This is a genomic window from Pseudomonas sp. AMR01, assembly GCF_041946035.1.
Lineage (GTDB): Bacteria > Pseudomonadota > Gammaproteobacteria > Pseudomonadales > Pseudomonadaceae > Aquipseudomonas > Aquipseudomonas antarctica_B.
Genome location: NZ_JAUTYR010000021.1, coordinates 36,721 through 54,492 on the forward strand (window position 1 = coordinate 36,721; position 17,772 = coordinate 54,492).

General features: G+C 60.1%; 12 protein-coding genes, 1 tRNA gene and 2 pseudogenes. 1 reads left to right on the forward strand and 14 read right to left on the reverse strand.

All coding sequences use genetic code 11. From position 1 onward, the window contains the following. The first annotated feature begins 23 nt into the window (after positions 1-23). Entirely contained in the window at positions 24-1,046 is a 1,023-nt protein-coding gene (locus tag Q7C20_RS18270; protein WP_375069244.1) for an AraC family transcriptional regulator ligand-binding domain-containing protein, read from the forward strand. Between the two features lie 168 nt (positions 1,047-1,214). Here the strand turns inward: Q7C20_RS18270 and Q7C20_RS18275 are convergent, their stop codons facing one another. From Q7C20_RS18275 to Q7C20_RS18340, 14 genes and pseudogenes are all read right to left on the reverse strand, one after another. Further along, a complete protein-coding gene (locus Q7C20_RS18275; RefSeq protein WP_348057904.1) occupies positions 1,215-1,463 on the reverse strand; it encodes a CsbD family protein in 249 nt (82 codons plus the stop codon). Positions 1,464-1,626: 163 nt separating this feature from the next. Further along, positions 1,627-3,911: pseudogene (locus Q7C20_RS18280) on the reverse strand (Orn/Lys/Arg decarboxylase N-terminal domain-containing protein). After that, positions 3,908-5,332 carry a putrescine-ornithine antiporter gene (gene potE, locus Q7C20_RS18285; RefSeq protein ID WP_375069246.1) on the reverse strand — a complete coding sequence of 475 codons (1,425 nt, stop codon included), beginning with the start codon at positions 5,330-5,332 and terminating at the stop codon, positions 3,908-3,910. Before potE ends, Q7C20_RS18280 begins: the two are co-directional and overlap by 4 nt. Before the next feature lie 248 nt (positions 5,333-5,580). Then, a tRNA-Gly gene (locus Q7C20_RS18290) sits at positions 5,581-5,654 on the reverse strand. A 221-nt stretch (positions 5,655-5,875) separates the two neighbouring features. Then, a pseudogene (locus tag Q7C20_RS18295) lies at positions 5,876-6,733 on the reverse strand (alpha/beta fold hydrolase); the annotation flags it as partial. 305 nt (positions 6,734-7,038) lie between these two features. Then, positions 7,039-7,731 (reverse strand): 16S rRNA pseudouridine(516) synthase, encoded by a 693-nt coding sequence (locus Q7C20_RS18300; protein WP_375069248.1) that lies wholly within the window; start codon positions 7,729-7,731, stop codon positions 7,039-7,041. Then, complete coding sequence (locus Q7C20_RS18305; RefSeq protein ID WP_375069250.1) at positions 7,731-7,943, reverse strand: cysteine-rich CWC family protein; 213 nt, start codon at positions 7,941-7,943, stop codon at positions 7,731-7,733. The genes Q7C20_RS18300 and Q7C20_RS18305 overlap by 1 nt, the downstream gene beginning before the upstream one ends. A 64-nt stretch (positions 7,944-8,007) precedes the next feature. Then, positions 8,008-9,780, reverse strand: a complete 1,773-nt coding sequence (gene atzF, locus Q7C20_RS18310; RefSeq protein WP_375069252.1) for an allophanate hydrolase — start codon at positions 9,778-9,780, stop codon at positions 8,008-8,010. Positions 9,781-9,808: 28 nt separating this feature from the next. After that, positions 9,809-13,447 carry an urea carboxylase gene (gene uca / locus Q7C20_RS18315; RefSeq protein WP_375069253.1) on the reverse strand — a complete coding sequence of 1,213 codons (3,639 nt, stop codon included), beginning with the start codon at positions 13,445-13,447 and terminating at the stop codon, positions 9,809-9,811. A gap of 259 nt (positions 13,448-13,706) precedes the next feature. Further along, entirely contained in the window at positions 13,707-14,336 is a 630-nt protein-coding gene (locus Q7C20_RS18320; RefSeq protein ID WP_375069255.1) for an urea amidolyase associated protein UAAP2, read from the reverse strand. 9 nt (positions 14,337-14,345) lie between these two features. Next, the gene (locus tag Q7C20_RS18325) at positions 14,346-15,071 is read right to left on the reverse strand and encodes an urea amidolyase associated protein UAAP1 (protein WP_375069256.1); all 726 of its coding nucleotides are present in this window, start codon (positions 15,069-15,071) and stop codon (positions 14,346-14,348) included. After that, positions 15,068-15,832, reverse strand: a complete 765-nt coding sequence (locus tag Q7C20_RS18330) for an ABC transporter ATP-binding protein (RefSeq protein ID WP_375069257.1) — start codon at positions 15,830-15,832, stop codon at positions 15,068-15,070. Before Q7C20_RS18330 ends, Q7C20_RS18325 begins: the two co-directional genes overlap by 4 nt. Continuing rightward, complete coding sequence (locus Q7C20_RS18335; protein WP_348061400.1) at positions 15,829-16,644, reverse strand: ABC transporter permease; 816 nt, start codon at positions 16,642-16,644, stop codon at positions 15,829-15,831. Before Q7C20_RS18335 ends, Q7C20_RS18330 begins: the two co-directional genes overlap by 4 nt. A 12-nt stretch (positions 16,645-16,656) precedes the next feature. Then, complete coding sequence (locus tag Q7C20_RS18340) at positions 16,657-17,724, reverse strand: putative urea ABC transporter substrate-binding protein (protein WP_375069259.1); 1,068 nt, start codon at positions 17,722-17,724, stop codon at positions 16,657-16,659. Positions 17,725-17,772 lie beyond the last annotated feature (48 nt).

Below are 17,772 nucleotides of genomic sequence, written 5' to 3' on the forward strand. Positions count from 1 at the left end.
AGAATGGAGGACGCAAAGAAGACATGACGACGAAGAACGCTCTCTCCAGCGGCTGCCAACTCCCCCAATCATTTTGGCAGGCGATTGTTCAACTGAGGCTGGAACCTACGGCGGTGCTACGGCACGCGAACCTCCCAGAAAGCTGGTGCCTGGACGAGACTGTCGTCATGAGCCCATCGCAGCTCTTCGCTATCTGGGATGCGGTTGAAACACTGAGTGGCGATGCTACGTCGGGCATCAGGATGGTCACCGAGACAAGCACCTCTAAACACATGTTGGCATTCCTGGCTGCCACCTATGCTGCCGACTTTCGCGACGGACTCACACGGCTGGCTCGTTTCAAACGAATGTGCAGCCCTGACCGGTTGTGCTTCAAGAAGGAGGGGGAACAGTTGATCGTCACCATCGAGTGGCCTGTCGGCACACCGCCTGAGCCTTATATAGCCGTGGAAGCAAGTTTTGCACTGCTGCTGGAAGTTGGACGTCGGGGCACTGGAAAACGTATTTTACCGGTATCAGTAGACCTTCGGCGGACGCCTCCTGCATCGAGCCAACATGGTGAATTCTTCGGTTGTCCTGTCCGCTTTGGTGCGCAGCGCGACAGACTGGTTTTGAACTCAACGGATCTGGACCTTCCATTCCCCGCGCACAACCCCGAATTGCTTCGGATGTTGACCCCCGCATTAGCAAGCGCAGTGGACGATATAGAAAGCCACGCCAGTTTAAGCGCACGAGTAAAAGCCACGTTAAAGTTGATGATGACGGCTGGGCGGACAGACATTGGGAGCGTAGCCCGTGAATTGGCCCTCAGTCCTCGCACGCTTCAACGCAAGATCGCTGCCGAGGGCAAGACGTTCAGGGTATTGCTGGCAGAGGCAAGAAATGAGCTTAGCCGTGAGCTACTCAATGTCAGGGGTATCGAGGTAAAAGAGGTGGCATACCTGGTGGGTTATCAGGACACGAACTCGTTTTATCGAGCATTCCGGGGCCAGGAAAAGGTCACACCAGGAACCTGGCGACGGGCCCATCGCTCCAAATTAACTTGAGGCTGGGCTGCTGACACTGGTCGTCACGATCAGTGTTTGTTGCAACCTGTGGTGATCTTTTAACAAGCGCAAGACGGGATTTTATGCCCCTCGCACTCTTCTGATAGACGACCCAGGGGAGTGCGAGAGTTGATTTACGGCAGCGGTTGTAAGCCGCTCTTTGCTGACTCAGCGACGGAACAGGCGGTCTAAAACCAGCAACGCTACCGCACCGATTGCAATCGCGGCGACCGGCTTCTCTTTGACGAACGTAGACACGCTGTCCAGTGCATCGCCATAGGTTTGAGTCAACTGGCCGGCAGCTTGGCGCCCAGCACCTTCAGCTTCCAGTTTTGAGTCGCCGAACAGCTTCCCAACGACGCTCTGTGCCTTGCCTGCAACCTTTTCTGCTACGCCTTCAACTTGTTCACTCTTCATAGATCACCAAACCTTTGCGTGTAATTGGGCAACCCAGGGTCAGCCTGGGCCAGATGCTATCTGCACAGCTTTAGGGGGATGACCGTGATGATTAGTTCAAAGTTGTGGCGATCACAATTTTGATTAAGCTGGGTTTATAGAGCGCCGTGCCGCGTGCGGCAATTCACTTCAGAACCAGCAATCGATGGTGCCCCCCGTCGCTTTCGATCCCATGAGTGTCGTGGGTAAAACCAGGGAACGATTTGTCGAAGCTTTCCAGCGCTTTTAAATACGTCAGGAAGGGTCCGTCAGAGGCTCCGGCATTTTCTCCTGGCATCAGCAGTGGAATCCCGGGCGGGTAGGGAACAATACCTGTTGCCACGATACGCCCGGCTGCTTCTTCCAGAGTTACCTGCTCGACCTCATTCCTCACAAGCTTCTCATACGCCTCCACAGGGCTGAATTCGGCGTTCGGCAATATACCGAACGCCTGGGCCATGGCTGCTGTGGTTCGAGTTTCTTTCATGGCGGCGAAAATTTCTTCGGCCAGGTCTTTCAAACCCATTCCCGCATAACGCTGTTGGTTGGCGGCCAGCAGGTCTGGCAAGCAAAGCTCCAGGTCGATGTTGGAATCGTAGTCGCGCTTGAAGTCCAGTAATGCATTGACCAGCGTTCCCCATTTCCCCTTGGTGATACCGATCGAGAACAGGAACAGGATGGTGAAATCGGTGGTTTTCTCGACCACGATTCCTTGCCGCCCCAAGTAGGCACTGAGCACGCAGGCCGGAATACCGAAATCCAGCAGGTTGCCGTCGTCGCCCATGCCGGGGCTGAGTACCGACACCTTGATAGGGTCGAGCATGCAGTAGCCGTCTTCGATATCGCCAAAGCCGTGCCACACTTCGTTTGGATGTAAAACCCAGCAATTGGGGTCGGTCTTGAGTTTTACCGGATCGACTTCATGAAAGGGGATCAAGGTCGCGCCGACCGGCACTGATGGCGGCTGCCAGCAGGAGAAGAACCAGTCATCGTTGCTGAGCATGTCGCTCTGCATGCGAGAAATGACCTGCCGGAAGGCAATAGCCTCCTCAATGGATTCGGTCGTGAGTATCTGCCCGCTGGGGCCTCCATCATCGCCGAGCTGACATCGCACGAGGCCATGATCGCGTAGTTGGGCGAGGTCGATGCGTGCATCATGTACGACTCGTTGAAGCGCCCGTGAGGGATCGGATTGCGCCCATTACGTACGTGGATCATCGAGGCCTGGGACAGCGCCGCCAGCAGCTTGTGAGTCGATTGGGTAGCGAATACCGTTGGCTTGGATTCGTCGTGATCAGCCGGGCTGCCGTGCATCGCAAAGCGATCCTTGTACAGCGGATTGAACCTGGCGTAGCCATACCATGCTTCGTCAAAATGCAGCCGATCAACACTCTGCCCCAGAAGCTCTTCGACGCGGGTGACGTTGTAGGTCAAGCCGTCGTAGGTGGAGTTGGTGACGATTGCGTGCACTGGCGTAGGGTCGATGTGGCTTTTGACCAGTGGGTTATTGGCAATGGCAGCCTTGACACCCTCAGGACTCAGGGTCTGTGGCAGGATCGGGCCGATGATGCCGAAACGGTTGCGAGTGGGCACCAGATACGTCGGAATCGCCCCCGACAGCGTCATCGCATGCTCGGCGGATTTGTGACAGTTGCGGTCGCACAGCGCGATTTGATCGCGGGTCACGCTGGCCATCAAAATCACGCGGTTCGACATCGATGAGCCGTTGGTGACGTAATACGTGCGATGAGCGCCGAACACCTTGGCCGCATACCGCTCGCCTTGGCCGATGGGGCCGCTGTGGTCGAGCAATGAGCCCAGCTCGCCGACAGAGATCGACAGGTCGGAGCGCAGCAGGTTTTCACCAAAAAATTCATAGAACGCGCGGCCCGCAGTGCTCTTCAGGAATGCTGTACCGCCCGCATGACCCGGTGTGTGCCATGAATATTCGTAGCTGCGGGCAAACTTCAGCAGCGCACCGAACATTGGAGGTAACACGGCCTGGCGATAGCGCTCTATGGCGGCCATGATCCGACCACTCAAGAATCGACTGGTGTCCTCTGGCAACCAGATGAAGTCATCGGCGTGCTGCATCACAATCAGCGGCACGTTTGATGCGGTGCTGCGATCACTGATCAGAAACACTGGCACGCGCGTATTGCGTTCGCGCAGGGCAGTCAAAAGATCAATACATGCCTGGTGGTCTTCGCTTTGGTCCATTTCCCAACTGAGCAGCACACACTGGATCGCAGGGTCTGTACTCAGGATCGACTTGGCATCACTCAGGCTTTCAGACGTCAGCACATTGATGGATCGTTCTTCTACGTCGCTGATCAGTTGAATCAGCGCGCGCCCGAACACACTGCGTTTGTCGGGCTGTGTGCTGACCAATAGCGCCAGCATGCCGAGCAATTGTCTATGTTCCGTCATGGTTGAGTCCCCAATGTAGCCTGATTGATGCTTTTAAGAGGCAGGTCATTCACAGCAATGGGTTCCCCAACAATGTGCTGCGCGGCGACCGTCTGGGTCGGAACGCTATTATTCAGGGCTTCCAGTTTGATCAGTCGGGTGTTAACGAAGCCGAATAGCGTATAGCCGGCGATGGTCGCTACACCGCCAAGCATCAGCGCCTGCTCACCTGAGCTGTACAACGCCAAGTAGCTGTACGCCGCAGCGACGTAAGCCACGATGTTGGTGATCAGCGCCTTCTTCGCAGGCATGTTGGAGACCTTCTGCAAGGTCATCAGCGTAGCCATCGATAGGATGTACGGCACCAGATTGGTCACCACCGCAAGGTTCACGAGCGTGTCGAACTGCTTGGCAAGGTCGGGGCTGATGGTTAGAAGCGCCAATGCTGTTTGAATCGCCAACAGGATCAGCATGCTGATAATCGGCACCCCATGTTTGTTGGCCTTGGCGAAGATCGGCAGGAAGTAACCCGTGTCTGCCGAACTCTTGAACACCTGAGCGACAGTGAACTGCCACCCCAGAAGCGAGCCGATGCAGGCCAGCACCATCAGCCCCATGACAACGTTGCCGATCATGGGGTTGAACATCTTGGCGAACACCAGGCCGAAGGGGGCGGTGGACGAAACCAACTCGGCGTTTTCGACGATGCCGGCGATTACGTTGGTCGACACGATGTAAATCACAGCCGCGCCCAATGTCCCGCCGAGCACTGCGATGGGCACATTCTTCTCTGGATTCTCCACGGCATCGCCGTTGGCGCACGCCGATTCGAGACCGAGAAACGCCCATAGCGTAATAGCCACCGAAGCGCCTGCCGCTTCGAACCAGGTTTTGTCGTGGGGGTTCCACCCTGCGGCATACACGCTGCTGTCGAACCAGAACCAGCCTATGGTGGAGACCAACACCACCGGGGCGATAACGCCCCAGACCGTCACGGCACCGATCTTGCCGGTAATGCTTGCCCCGCCGAAGTTAGCGAACGTGGTAATCCACAGCAAAGCAATGGTCGCCAGCCCGACCTGCAAGGAGTCAAGTTTTATACCGAACAGGGTCTGTATATAACCAACGGCGGTAATACTGATGGCTACGTTCGCGATCAAAAGCGACAAGCCATAGGTGTAGTTGGTGATGTAGTTACCAGACTTGCCGAAGGTGTATTCGGCATACCCGCCCATGCCACCGGTCTTACGGCTGAGCATCCCGCAGCGTGCGAAGGCGTAGGCCAGGGCCAATGAACCGGTAGCTGTGATCAACCAGGAGAGGATTGAGATTGCGCCGACTTCGGCGAGTTTGGTGGGCAACAAAACGATCCCGGACCCTAACATGTTGACAGCGGTCAACATGGTCAGCTGCCCCACGCTCATCTTCTTTGCGACTGACATTCCGTTGCCTCGACAGGAGAACGCGAAGCTTTAGCTATAGCAAAGAATCCGCACTCATCAAGTTAAGGCGCGCAAAACAGTCAGTTTTTCTGGGCGTGCAGCCTCAGCCTTTACTCACAAGCAGATTTGATCGATAGCAGGCATTTGCTGGAGATGGGCGATTGGATATTGGAGCAAGGTTGGTGTGACTATTGCGCAGGAGGGACGCTGAAAAGTGCTGTGTTTATTGGGGGGATTGGGCGATTGGATGGAGCGGGTAGAGGGAATCGAACCCTCAACTAAAGCTTGGGAAGCTTTCGTTTTGCCACTAAACTATACCCGCATTCGCACATTTTTCGCTCACAAACGAGTGCCCTGTAAGAACCCTCGTCGCGAGCCTGGGAAGGTACTGTTCTACGATTGAACTATACCCGCTCAGAGCGGCTGACTTTGTACCAGATGTTCGCCGGGATTTGAAGTTTTTCTTCGAAAAATGTGCGGGTTGCATTCATCCATCAGAGCGCAACCTTGTGTGGGAGCTGGCTTGCCTGCGATGGCTTCACTGCCGTGGTGATACCTCAACCGGCTGACCTGGCGCTGCGGTTTCAAAAACTCAACCACAGCGTCTCGACTGTCTCGGCAGGCGGCCTTGTGCTCCATGTCCAGAAAATGCCCGGTGGCCTGGATGGTGCTGAAGCTGCTGTTGGTCAGGTGCTGGGCAAACAACTTCGCGTCCTCGGCGCTGGTGTACTCGTCCCATTCACCGTTCAAGAACAGCACTGGAATGTCGATCTGCCTGGCCGCCTTGATGTAGCACTGCCGATCACTGTGCAACACGTGGCTGATGTGGAAATGCATCTGCCCGTATTCGTGTTCGGCTAGACGGCTCACATGCTTGTAGTTGAACCGCTTGAACAGCGACGGCAAGTGTTTGCCGAGGGTGCTGTTGACCAAGTGCCCGACACGGTCGCGGTCGAGGTTGCCGAGGTAGTCGACGCCGCGTTCAAGGTAGTCGCGCATTGGTGCGTTGATCACCGGTGAGAACGAGCTGATCACTGCCTTTTCCACGCGGCGTGGCCGGTCGGCGAGGGCGACCAGGGTGGCAGCGCCGCCCCAGGAAAACGACAGCACGTGTTCTGCGGCGAAGTGGTTGATGAGTTCCAGGAGAATCTGGCCTTCAACTTCCTTCGTCAGCATCTGCTCATGGCGATTATGGATTTTGGAGCGGCCAGCGTAGGGCTGGTCGTACAAAACCACGTTGAATTGGGGGTACAGGCTTTTGACGGTTTGGGCGAAAGATGCCGTGGTGGCCATCGAGCCGTTGACCAGGATGATGGTCTTTTCAGCTGTGTCCGCGCGGTAGAACTCCGTGTAAACCCGATACTGACCCTGTATATCCAGCACAGCGATTTCTGGCCTCATGTCGTAAGACTCCTGGCAAGCGGGTAGTGCGCGCAGACCACTCTGCACAAGCTTTATGACAGGTAGGCATACGCCTTTAAGATGAGCGCCCATGTCAGTCCGATGAAGGCTGGCCGACGGCTGTTGTTATGGCGGGCTGTTTGCCTGAGAGGCCCGTGAATCAAGCGCGGGCGGGGCAAGGTGTTTCTTGGAGGTTATAGGCGACTCGCCAGTCATGCACCGGCTGGCAAGAAGGATTCAAGCAGCCGATACGCGACCTCGCAAGGCGCCAGGCTGGTTTTTTGCCATCACCGGCTGAACGGTCGTCAAACCTGTCGTATTTCATCGTCGGTCAGCGCCCGATACTCGCCCGGCGCCAGGGCTGTATCCAGCACCAAAGGCCCCATGCGTTCGCGATGCAGGCCGATGACCTTGTTATCAAAATGCCCGAACATGCGCTTCACCTGGTGATAGCGGCCTTCGATGATGCTCAAGCGCGCCGTCGTCGGGCCCAATAGCGCCAACTCGGCGGGCTGGGTCGTGAGGTTCTCGAAGGCGAAATACAGGCCGGTCTTGAAGGTCGCCGCGTATTCCGGGCCGATGTGCTGCTCGGTTTCCACGAGGTAAACCTTTGGCAGTTTGGTCTGCGGTTGTGTGAGGCGTCGCGACCATTGGCCGTCGTTGGTGATCAGCATCAGCCCGGTGGTGTTGAAATCCAGACGGCCAGCAATGTGCAGCTCGCCCTTGTCCGGTTCATCCAGTAAATCGAGCACGGTGGGATGCACCGGGTCAGTCGTGGCGCTCACGCAACCCGCAGGTTTATGCAGCATGAAATAACGCGCCGGTTTGCCCGCCTGTAGCACTTCATCGTCAACGCATACGTGGCTGAATTCGCGCACTTCATGGTGTGGATCGCTGACGGCCACGCCGTCAACACTCACCCGTCGTTCAACCAACAGCACGCGCACTTGCTGGCGATTGAAGCGCGGCAGGTTGCTGAGGAACCGATCCACGCGCATTACGGCTGTTCAGCCTCGCGCAGGTGCGCGTCCACCTGTGCGCATCGCGGGCACAGGCAGGCTTTGTTGCGCAGTTCGTCGGGCAGCGCTTCGAGCACCGCCGGGTCGATGGTGACGCTGTAGCACCAGCAGGCTTGGTCGGCGGTGCGCGGGTCGGCCAGGGCGCAGTCGTTGCGCGCGCCACAGGCGGGGCAGAGGGTTGGCGTGGTCATCGGTCGGTTCAGGCACTGATCGGGCAAGGCCCCGGAATTCCCTGCACGATACAGCGCCGTCCCGCTATTGCAAGCTGTGCAGGTAGCCGCGCCAGCCGCCGAAGTGGCTGATGTCCACGGCGCCGTTCAAGCCGTAGGGCTCGCAGATAAACCCGGTTTCCCAGCGCCCATCCGCCAGTTGCACTTTGCCAAGGCCCAATGGTGCGGGTATGCCGGCCAGAAACGAGCCCAGTTCGCGGCTCGGCAATTCCCACACTTCCACTTCGATGGCCACGCCGCCTTCACTGACGCGCAGCATGCCCGGACGATACGGCGGCCCGCCTGCGAGCGCGAACAGTTGATAATCCGGCGAGCTGTGGGTGCGTTCCAGCAAGCGTGCGCCACGGCGTAGCAACTGGCCGTTAAGCGCCAACCCCTGCAAGTGCGCGCCACACACCACCAGCTTCGTGCCGTCATGGCTGGCGATGCCAGAGGTGGCAACCAGCGTTCCATCCTGCTGACGCTGCAAGGCATCCGCCACGCCGAGCAGGTATTGATCGGTAAACGTGCGGCCGAACAGCGTCACGCCCCACGGCAAGCCGTTGTGCATAAAGCCACTGGGCACCGCGACGGCGGCGTAATCCAGCAGGTTCATGAAGTTGGTGTAGTAGCCCAATTCGGCATTGCGCAGCACCGGTTCGGCGCGCAGTTCTTCCAGCGTCACCGGGCGGCCAATGGTCGGCGTCAGCACGCAATCGAGACCTTCCAACAGAACATCGCATTGCGCTTTCAACGCTTGCAGACGGTACTGCGCCCGGAAGGTGTCGACGCCGGTGACCGCCGGCGCCTTGGCCAACACCGCGCGAATCACCGGCAGCACGGCGTCGGAGTCGCGCTCCATCAATTCACCGGCGACGCTGTAGCGCTCGGCCACCCACGGTCCTTCGTAAAGCAGGCGCGCGGCCTCAAGAAAAGGCGACAGGTCAAACTCGACCGGTTCGCCGCCCAGGGCGATCATGCGGTCGATGGCCTGTTGAAACAGCTCTGGGCCTTGTTCGCAGCCGAAGTATTCCAGATCCTCCTGACGCGGCACGCCAAAGCGAAACGGCCTCGGCGTGCCAAACGCCGACGCGTCATTCCACGCCGGATTCTGGCGGCTGTAGGCGTCCAGCGGGTCAAGTTTGGCGGTCAGCGCGAGTAACTGGCTGGCTTCCCGCGCCGTTCGGGTAAACGTCGTGACGCAATCCTGCGTACGGCACGCCGGCACTACGCCGGCCGTGGAGATCAGCCCTTTGCTCGCTTTGAGCCCCACCAGATTATTCAGCGCCGCCGGCACGCGCCCGGAGCCGGCCGTATCGGTGCCCAAGGCGAAGCTGGCCACGCCGAGCGCGACTGCCAGCGACGACCCTGCACTGGAACCACCGGACGGGTAATCCGACAACACGCTGTTGGGGCACGCGCCATACGGCGAGCGGCTGCCGTTAAGGCCAGTTGCGAACTGGTCGAGATTGGTCTTGCCCAGCGGCACCGCGCCCAGCGCGATCAGCTGCTCGACTATCGTCGCGCTGCGCTCTGGCACATAGGCAAATGCCGGGCAGGCCGCTGTGGTGGGAATACCGGCCAAATCGATGTTGTCCTTGATCGCAAATGGCACGCCGAACAACGGCAATTGCGAAGGATCGCGACCTTCCAGTGCAACCAGATAGGGCTCCAGTTCCGCCACGCTCAGCAAGTGGATAAACAGGTGATAGTCGGGGTTCAACTGCGCGGCTTTTTCACGCAGCTCCAGTAGCAACGTACGTGGCGTGGTGTCGCCGCTGAGGTAGGCATTGCGCAGGGTGTCCAGTTGCAGATTCATGGCTTGTCCGCCTGTCAAAAGAGAAAAGTCAGTCACGTTCCAGCACCATTACCCGTTGCCCGGCGCCAATGCCGCTGCCGGGTTGCACGGGGATTTCGCGCACGGTGCCGGCGAACGGCGCTACAACAGGAATTTCCATTTTCATGGACTCCAGAATCACCAGCACATCACCGGGTTCAACCCGCTGGCCAGCGGCAACCTGCACCTGCCAAAGGTTGCCGGCGATGGGGCTGTCGATGCTGCATTCGTTGGCGCCCAAGGGCGTGTCTTCACTCTGCGGCGCCGCCTGCTCTTCACTGTCGAAGTGCGCCTGACCGCTTGCAATCCAGCGTTCGCGCTCGGCATTGAAAGCCTGCTGCTGATGCTCGCGAAACGCGCCGATGCTTGAGGCTTCCCGAGCCAGAAAATCCTGATAATCCGCCAGGTTCAGCTGGCTGTGTTCGATGCTCAATTCAAAGCGCCCGAGCGGGAAGTCGCGCCGTATTTTTACCAATTCATCGGCGCTCACCGGATAGAACCGGATCTGGTCGAAAAACCGCAGCAACCACGGCTTGCCATCAAACGCCGCGACTTCCCGGTAGCGGTTCCACATCTGCAACGTGCGCCCCACGAACTGGTAGCCGCCGGGGCCTTCCATGCCATACACGCACAGGTAGGCGCCGCCGATGCCCACCGAGTTTTCGGCAGTCCAGGTGCGCGCCGGGTTGTATTTGGTGGTGACCAAACGGTGGCGTGGGTCCAGCGGCGTGGCGACCGGTGCGCCGAGGTACACGTCGCCCAGGCCCATCACCAGGTAGCTGGCGTCGAACACCGTGTGGCGCACTTCGTCGAGGTTTGCCAGGTCGTTGATGCGGCGAATGAATTCCAGGTTGCTCGGGCACCAGGGCGCATCCTTACGCACGGTGGTCATGTATTTTTCGATGGCGAGCTGGCACGCCGGGTCGTCCCACGACAGCGGCAGATGCACGATGCGCGAGGGCACTTGCAGGTTTTGCGTGGCGCACACGGTCGACCATTCCTGAGTGATCAGCGGCAGCAGATCGGCCAGGGGCAACTGTTCAGGCTGGTAGTGGATTTGCAACGAGCGAATGCCTGGCGTCAGGTCGATCACGCCGTGCAAGGCGCGGGCTTCGAGGGCTTGCATCAGGGCGTGGCCGCGAAAGCGCAGCACCAGGTCGAGTTCGGCTGCGCCGATTTCCAGCAACAGGTGGGTGTCGCCGGCGAGGCGGGCGACCAGACGAGTGTCGTCGCGGCCTACATCCAATACCACAGGCGACTCGATCTGAAGTGAATGGAGATCAATGTGGGAGCCGGGCTTGCCCGCGATGGCATCAATGTGGTCTGTCTGAAGGACCGAGTTGCCCGTATCGCAGGCAAGCCAGCTCCCACATTGATCCCATTTCAGGGCAAGGGATCGGGCGGTCGTGAGATCAACCGGTTCAAAACGGATTTTGTCGCCCGCCTTCAGTTGCCCGAGCTGCCAAAGGTCGGCCTCAATCACCGTCACCGGGCACACAAACCCGCCGAGGCTCGGACCGTCCGGCCCGAGGATTACCGGCATGTCACCGGTAAAATCCACGGCCCCGATTGCGTAAGGGTTGTCATGAATATTCGACGGATGCAGCCCCGCCTCACCGCCATCCGTACGCGCCCATAACGGCTTCGGTCCGATCAACCGCACGCCGGTGCGGCTGGAGTTGAAGTGCACTTCCCATTGGGTGGCAAAGAAGGTGTCGATGTACTCGGGCTTGAAGTATTCCGGTGCGCCATGGGGGCCGTAAATCACGCGCAGTGTGCGCACCTGGGCCAGCGGTTGCGGGATCAGTTGCTGCCCGGCGTCGGCGTCCACCAAGGACGTCAGGTGCAACACATCCCCGGCGCGCAAGGCCCGTCCGCCATGCCCGCCAAACTGGCCGAGGGTGAAGGTGCTTTTACTGCCCAAGTAGTCCGGCACTTGCAGCCCGCCGCGTACACACAGGTAGCTGCGCGCGCCGGCCCCGGCGATAGTGCCGAGGCTCAGCACGGCACCCGGCTCAATCAGCAAGGCGGTATTCATCGGCACGGGTTCGTCATTCAGCAGCAACGCAATGTCCGCCCCGGTGACTGTCACAACCGCCGCGCAATTGAAGCGCAGCAGCGGCCCGCTCATGGTGATTTCCAGCGCCGCCGCGCCGTCGTTATTCCCCAGCAGACGATTGCCCAGGCGCAGCGCACGGCTGTCCATCGGCCCTGACGGCGGCACGCCGACGGCCCAGTAGCCGAGACGGCCAGGGTAATCCTGCACACTGGTTTGCGTACCGGCGCTGAGCACCTCAACGGTGTCGACGGTGTAGACCAGATCTTCCAGGCAACGCGTCCAGGGGCGGCCACTGGCGAACGGTGCGGCGAGCAGAATCTGGCGCAGGTAATCGCGGTTGGTTTCTACGCCGTAAAGTTGACTGTCGCTCAGGGCTTGATGCAGGTCCAGCCGCGCTTGTTCGCGGGTGGGCGCCCAGGTGATGAGCTTGGCTATCATCGGGTCGAAGTAGGGCGCAATCTCGCAACCGGCTTCAACCCAGGTGTCGATACGCAAGCCATCGGCTACCGGGAAATCCACGCGGGTCAACAGCCCTGGGCTTGGCTGGAAATCCTTGCCCGGGTCTTCGGCGTAAAGCCGCGCCTGAATGGCATGGCCGTTGGGTTTCAGCGCCAGCGTGTTCAACGGCGGCAATTCACCGGCGGCCAGTTGCACCATCCAGCGCACCAGGTCCACGCCCCAGACTTGTTCGGTGACGCCGTGCTCCACCTGCAAGCGCGTGTTCACTTCGAGGAAATAGAAGCGCCCGTCAGCGCTGTCAAAGATAAATTCCACGGTGCCGGCGCTGCGGTAATTGACGGCTTTGGCGAGGGTGATCGCCGCCGAACACAGCGCTTCGGCCATGCCGTCGGGCAGGTTCGGCGCCGGGGTTTCTTCGAGGACTTTCTGGTTGCGTCGCTGCACCGAGCAGTCACGTACGCCGAGGGCGATCACCTCACCTGCGCCGTCGCCAAACACCTGTACTTCAAGGTGGCGAGCGTGCTGGATGTATTTTTCGATAAACACACCGGCGTCGCTGAAGTTGTTCTGGCCCAGGCGTTTGACCGCTTCGAAGGACTCACTCAACTCCAGCGCACTGCGGCACACGCGCATGCCGATTCCGCCGCCGCCAGCAGTGCTTTTCAGCATCACCGGATAGCCCACGCTGTCAGCGGCCGAAAGCGCTGCATCGAGGCTGTCGAGTAGCTCGGTACCTTCCAGCAGCGGGACCTGATGCTTTTTGGCCAATGCGCGCGCGGTGTGCTTGAGACCGAAGACGCGCAACTGTTGCGGCGTAGGGCCGACGAAGGCAATGCCCGCGTCTTCACAGGCTTGTGCGAACGCTGCGTTTTCCGAGAGAAAACCGTAGCCGGGATGAATTGCTTTGGCGCCACACGCCTTGGCCGTGGCGAGAATTTTTTCCACCGCCAGATAAGTGCCCGCCGCCGCGCCTTCGCCGAGGCTGTAGGCTTCGTCGGCTTGGCGGATATGCAGGCTGGCAGCATCCGCCTCGGCGTACACCGCGACGCCTTTGACCTGCAGTTCGCGCAAGGTGCGCAGGATGCGACAGGCGATAGCGCCACGGTTGGCGATCAAGAGTTTTTCGAACATGGCAAAACCCTGCGGGCCGTCCCGCAAAGTGGGGTAGGCGCTACGGTCGTCCGCAGCGCACATTCCTGAAAGCAATGGAGATCCAAATGTGGGAGCGGGCTTGCTCGCGAATGCGGTGGTTCAGCACGTGCATCTGTCACTGATACACCGCCTTCGCGAGCAAGCCCGCTCCCACATTTGGACCTTCATTGTTTTCGCAGGCACTGCCCGGCGCGGGATTGGCACAGGGTGAAAAGCCAAATGCGCAGGCGCTTGAGCTTCAGTTCCATACCAGTAACTCCGCAGGGGTCGGGTTGTAGGCGTTGCAGGGGTTGTTCAGTTGCGGGCAGTTGGAAATCAGTACGATCACGTCCATCTCCGCGCGCAGGTCGACGTACTTGCCAGGGGCGGAAATACCGTCTTCAAACGTCAGCTCGCCGTCAGCCGTTACCGGCACATTCATGAAGAAATTGATGTTCGGCCCGATGTCGCCTTTACCCAGCCGCCCGTCGTGGGCGCAGGCGCGCAGGTAGTTGTCGCGGCAGCTGTGCATGTAGCGTTTTTCCAGGGCGTAACGCACGGTGTTGCTCTCTTGGGCGCAGGCGCCGCCGAGGGTGTCGTGGCGCCCGCAGGTGTCGGCGACGATGGTCAGCATCGGCTGGCCGAGGTTGGAATACAGCACGCTGCCGGTGCTCAGGTAGACGCTGTTTTGCCGGCGCAAAGTGCGTTGCACGTCATAGCGCTCGCGCGGGTTTTTGAGGCTGTAGAACAGCGTGTCGACGGCCTGGTTACCCTCAAGGTCGAGGATGCGCAGGGTCTGGCCGGCCTTGACCTCCATCAGCCACGGCTCGCCGGCGGGAATGGTCGCGCGGTACACCGCTGCGTCAGGTTGTTTCAGTGCGATGGACATGGCAGCTCCTCAGGCGAACAAACGGTCGGTATTGATAAAGCCGCGCTCGTTTTCCGGGCGCGAGGTGCGGCAGTGTTCGGCGACGCTTTTGTCGGCGTTCATCAGGCTGAGTTTCAGCGGTTGTGGTGCGTAGTCGGGGTTGGGGTCCATCGGGTGTTGCAGGGCGGTGAGCACCACCAGCGTGTCCATCGGCGCATACAGTTCGATGTAGTCACCGGCTTTGGAATTGCCCGGCACAAAGTGCAAGGTGCCGTCTTGGTCGACGCTGACGCGGCTGAACAGGTTGAGGGTCATCAGCAGGTCGGACAGCCCCAGCCCCCACTTGCCCAACTCCACCAACAGGTTGTCGGTGCCGTTGCGATAAAAACCGTTGCGCAGCTCTTGATAGCGCCCCTGGCCGTATTTTTCGGCCACTTCGGTGGCACATAACACGCCGCCGATGCTGTCACTCCAGCCGCAGGTGTCGGCCGTGATCGCAGCGAGCACGCGGCCCATGTCCGAATACAGGCAATGGCCCGTGGTGAGCTTGGCGGTGTGTTGGCATTTGAGGCTGTCGGGTAGGTTCAGGCGCTCGGTTTTTTCGTTGGCGTTGAGCAACGTCAGGCTGACATTGGCACCGCCACGCAGGTCGGTGAGGCGCAGCAATTGGCCGCGCTTGAGCACGAAAGAACGGTGGCCGCCGCCGGGGAGCATTTCCTCGGCGAACGGTGGGAACAGTTGCGTGGAATCGGTCATGTGGAAGTCGCTCCAGGTTCGGCGGCGAGCGCTTTGCGGCGCTCGCTGTTCAAAGGGATGTCGTAGGTGATGCGGGCGCCATACGCGCCGGGCGCGTGGGGGTCGACGCGGACCTTGTCGAACACCAGCAGGCGCGTGCCGAGGCTGAAGCCTTCGCTGAGGTCATGGGTGACCATGAACACGGTCAGCCGGGTTTCGCGCCACAGTTCCAGCAGCAACTGGTGCATGTCTTTGCGAATGCCCGGGTCGAGGGCGCCGAAGGGTTCGTCCAGCAGCAATACGCGGGGTTTCATGATCAGTGCCTGGGCGATGGCCAGCCGTTGTTGCATGCCGCCCGAAAGCTGCGCCGGGTACTTGTCCAGGGCATGGCCGAGGCCGACTTTTTGCAGCAGTGCGGCGGCCTGTTCCCGTGCGTCTTTTTTCGCCTTGCCGAACAGCCGCCCGAGCAGGCGTGAGCGCGGCAGTTCGATGCCCAGGGCGACGTTGTCCAGCACGCTCAAATGCGGGAACACCGAATACCGCTGGAACACCACACCACGGCTGGCATCCGGCTCGGCGGCCAGCGGTTGGCCGTCGAGCAGGATCTGGCCTTTGCTCGCGGTTTCCTGGCCCAGCAGCAGGCGCAGAAACGTGGACTTGCCGCAGCCCGAGGTGCCGACCAGGGTGCAAAACTCACCCTCGGCAACCTGCAGGTTGAGGCCTTCCAGCACCACTTGGTCGCCGTAGCGCTGCCACACATTGTTGACGCTGATAAAGCTCATGCCCGCGCTCCTTCGTACCAGGGAAACGCGCGCCGGGTCAGGGCCTTGAGGCCCCAGTCCATCAGCCAGGCGAGCAGGGTGATCCACACCACGTAGGGCAAAATCACATCCATTGCCAGGTAGCGGCGCACCAGGAAGATCCGGTAGCCCAACCCGTCGGTGGAGGCGATGGCTTCGGCGGCGATCAGAAACAACCACGCCGAGCCGAGCATCAGCCGCAGCGAAATCAGCAGGCGCGGCAACAATTGCGGGAGTACCACGCGCAGCATCAGCGTCCAGGTGGAAGCGCCGAGGGTCTGCGCTTTCACCAGCAACTCCACGGGGATTTCCCGCGCGCGCTGTTCCAGGTCTCGTGCCAGCGCCGGGGTGATGCCGATGACGATCAGCATCACCTTGGACAATTCCCCAAGCCCGAACACGATGAACAGAATCGGCAGGATCGCCAGCGGCGGCACCATCGACAGCACGGTGAGCAACGGCGACAACGGCGCGCCAAACAGCGGCAAAGTTCCGGCGGCGATACCCAGGCACAGACCCGCGAGGGCGCTTATCCCTAAGCCGATTGCGAGGCGGCGCAGGCTCGACGCGCTGTCTTGCCACAGCACGTATTCACCGGTACGTGCATCGGCGCTGAACGCCAGGCGTTTTACCGCGTCGCCCATTTGCACGGCGCTTGGCAGCAGCTTGTCGTTGGGGTTTTGCGCCAAGCGCTCGGCCGAGCCCACGAAGTAGGCGAACAGCAGCAACGCGAACGGCAGCAACACCAACAGCAGGCGGCTGGAGCGCTCCGGGTGACGGTTGATCAGGCGCATGGCGGGGTCCTCTTACAGCGTGCCGTCGGCGGCCATCTGTACGTAGCTGGGGTCGAAATGCAGCTTGAGGTTGGCCGTGTCGCCGCTGGTTACGCCATTGGCGAAGCTCATGCCCACGGCGCTGGTGTCCTTGGCGCCTTCACCAAGCAGGCCATGTTCAAACGAGAACTCGGCGACCTTGCGCATGGTCGCCGGCAACTGCGCGCTGGTGGCGAAGGCCAGGGCTTCCTTCGGCGTGGCGAACAGCTTGGTGGTGTCCAGTTGCGACTGAAACCCCTTGAGGTCGGTGCCGGAGGCTTTTGCCATGTGTTCCAGCGCATCAGTGCTGGCGGCGTTCTTGGCATTCATCAAGGCGACCACTTCAAACCAGGCGCCGGTCAGCGCTTTGCCCAGCTTCGGGTTGTCTTTGAGGGTCTGGGTGTTGACCACCATCATGTCCATGATTTCGCCGGGCACTTTGCTTGAGTCAAACACTTCGCTGACGCCCGGTTTGGCCTTGATCTCGGACAGCATCGGGTTCCAGGTGGTGACGGCTTGCACCTGATCGGTGTTGAAAGCGGCGGCGATATCGGCGTCGGAGGTGTTGACCACTTTCAGGTCTTTTTCGCTGAGGTCGGCGGACTCCAGCGCGCGGGCCAGCAGGTAGTGGGAAACGGAGAGTTCCACCAGGTTGACGTTCATGCCTTTGAGGTCGGCCACGGTTTTGCCGGTGCCTTTAATGACCACGCCGTCGTTGCCGTTGGAAAAGTCGCTGACCACCAGCGCGGTGCTGTCCACGCCACCGGCGGCGGGGATGGTCAGGGCGTCCATATTGGTCATGGTGCAGCCGTCAAACTGGCCGGCGGTGTATTGGTTGATGGATTCGACGTAGTCGTTGAGCTGGACCATGTCGATGGTGATGCCGTACTTCTTGGCCCACTTGTCGAGGATGCCCTGACTGCCGGCGTACTCCCACGGCATCCAGCCGGCGTAGATCGTCCAGCACACGCTAAAGTGATCTTTGGGGGCGGCCTGGGTCTGGAAGCTCAGCAGGGCGGCGAAGGCGGCGGCGAGCAGGGCGGGTAAACGGGGTGATGGCATGGGTTTTCTCCAGTTGAACATGGGCGAGCAGGAGCAACGCGGCACCGT

Bases quoted from the DNA above. Each gene is read 5' to 3' on its own strand.
- Q7C20_RS18270 (WP_375069244.1), top strand. From the start codon at position 24: ATGACGACGAAGAACGCTCTCTCCAGCGGCTGCCAACTCCCCCAATCA.
- Q7C20_RS18275 (WP_348057904.1), bottom strand. From the start codon at position 1,463: ATGAAGAGTGAACAAGTTGAAGGCGTAGCAGAAAAGGTTGCAGGCAAG.
- potE (WP_375069246.1), bottom strand. From the start codon at position 5,332: ATGTCAGTCGCAAAGAAGATGAGCGTGGGGCAGCTGACCATGTTGACC.
- Q7C20_RS18300 (WP_375069248.1), bottom strand. From the start codon at position 7,731: ATGCGCGTGGATCGGTTCCTCAGCAACCTGCCGCGCTTCAATCGCCAG.
- Q7C20_RS18305 (WP_375069250.1), bottom strand. From the start codon at position 7,943: ATGACCACGCCAACCCTCTGCCCCGCCTGTGGCGCGCGCAACGACTGC.
- atzF (WP_375069252.1), bottom strand. From the start codon at position 9,780: ATGAATCTGCAACTGGACACCCTGCGCAATGCCTACCTCAGCGGCGAC.
- uca (WP_375069253.1), bottom strand. From the start codon at position 13,447: ATGTTCGAAAAACTCTTGATCGCCAACCGTGGCGCTATCGCCTGTCGC.
- Q7C20_RS18320 (WP_375069255.1), bottom strand. From the start codon at position 14,336: ATGTCCATCGCACTGAAACAACCTGACGCAGCGGTGTACCGCGCGACC.
- Q7C20_RS18325 (WP_375069256.1), bottom strand. From the start codon at position 15,071: ATGACCGATTCCACGCAACTGTTCCCACCGTTCGCCGAGGAAATGCTC.
- Q7C20_RS18330 (WP_375069257.1), bottom strand. From the start codon at position 15,832: ATGAGCTTTATCAGCGTCAACAATGTGTGGCAGCGCTACGGCGACCAA.
- Q7C20_RS18335 (WP_348061400.1), bottom strand. From the start codon at position 16,644: ATGCGCCTGATCAACCGTCACCCGGAGCGCTCCAGCCGCCTGCTGTTG.
- Q7C20_RS18340 (WP_375069259.1), bottom strand. From the start codon at position 17,724: ATGCCATCACCCCGTTTACCCGCCCTGCTCGCCGCCGCCTTCGCCGCC.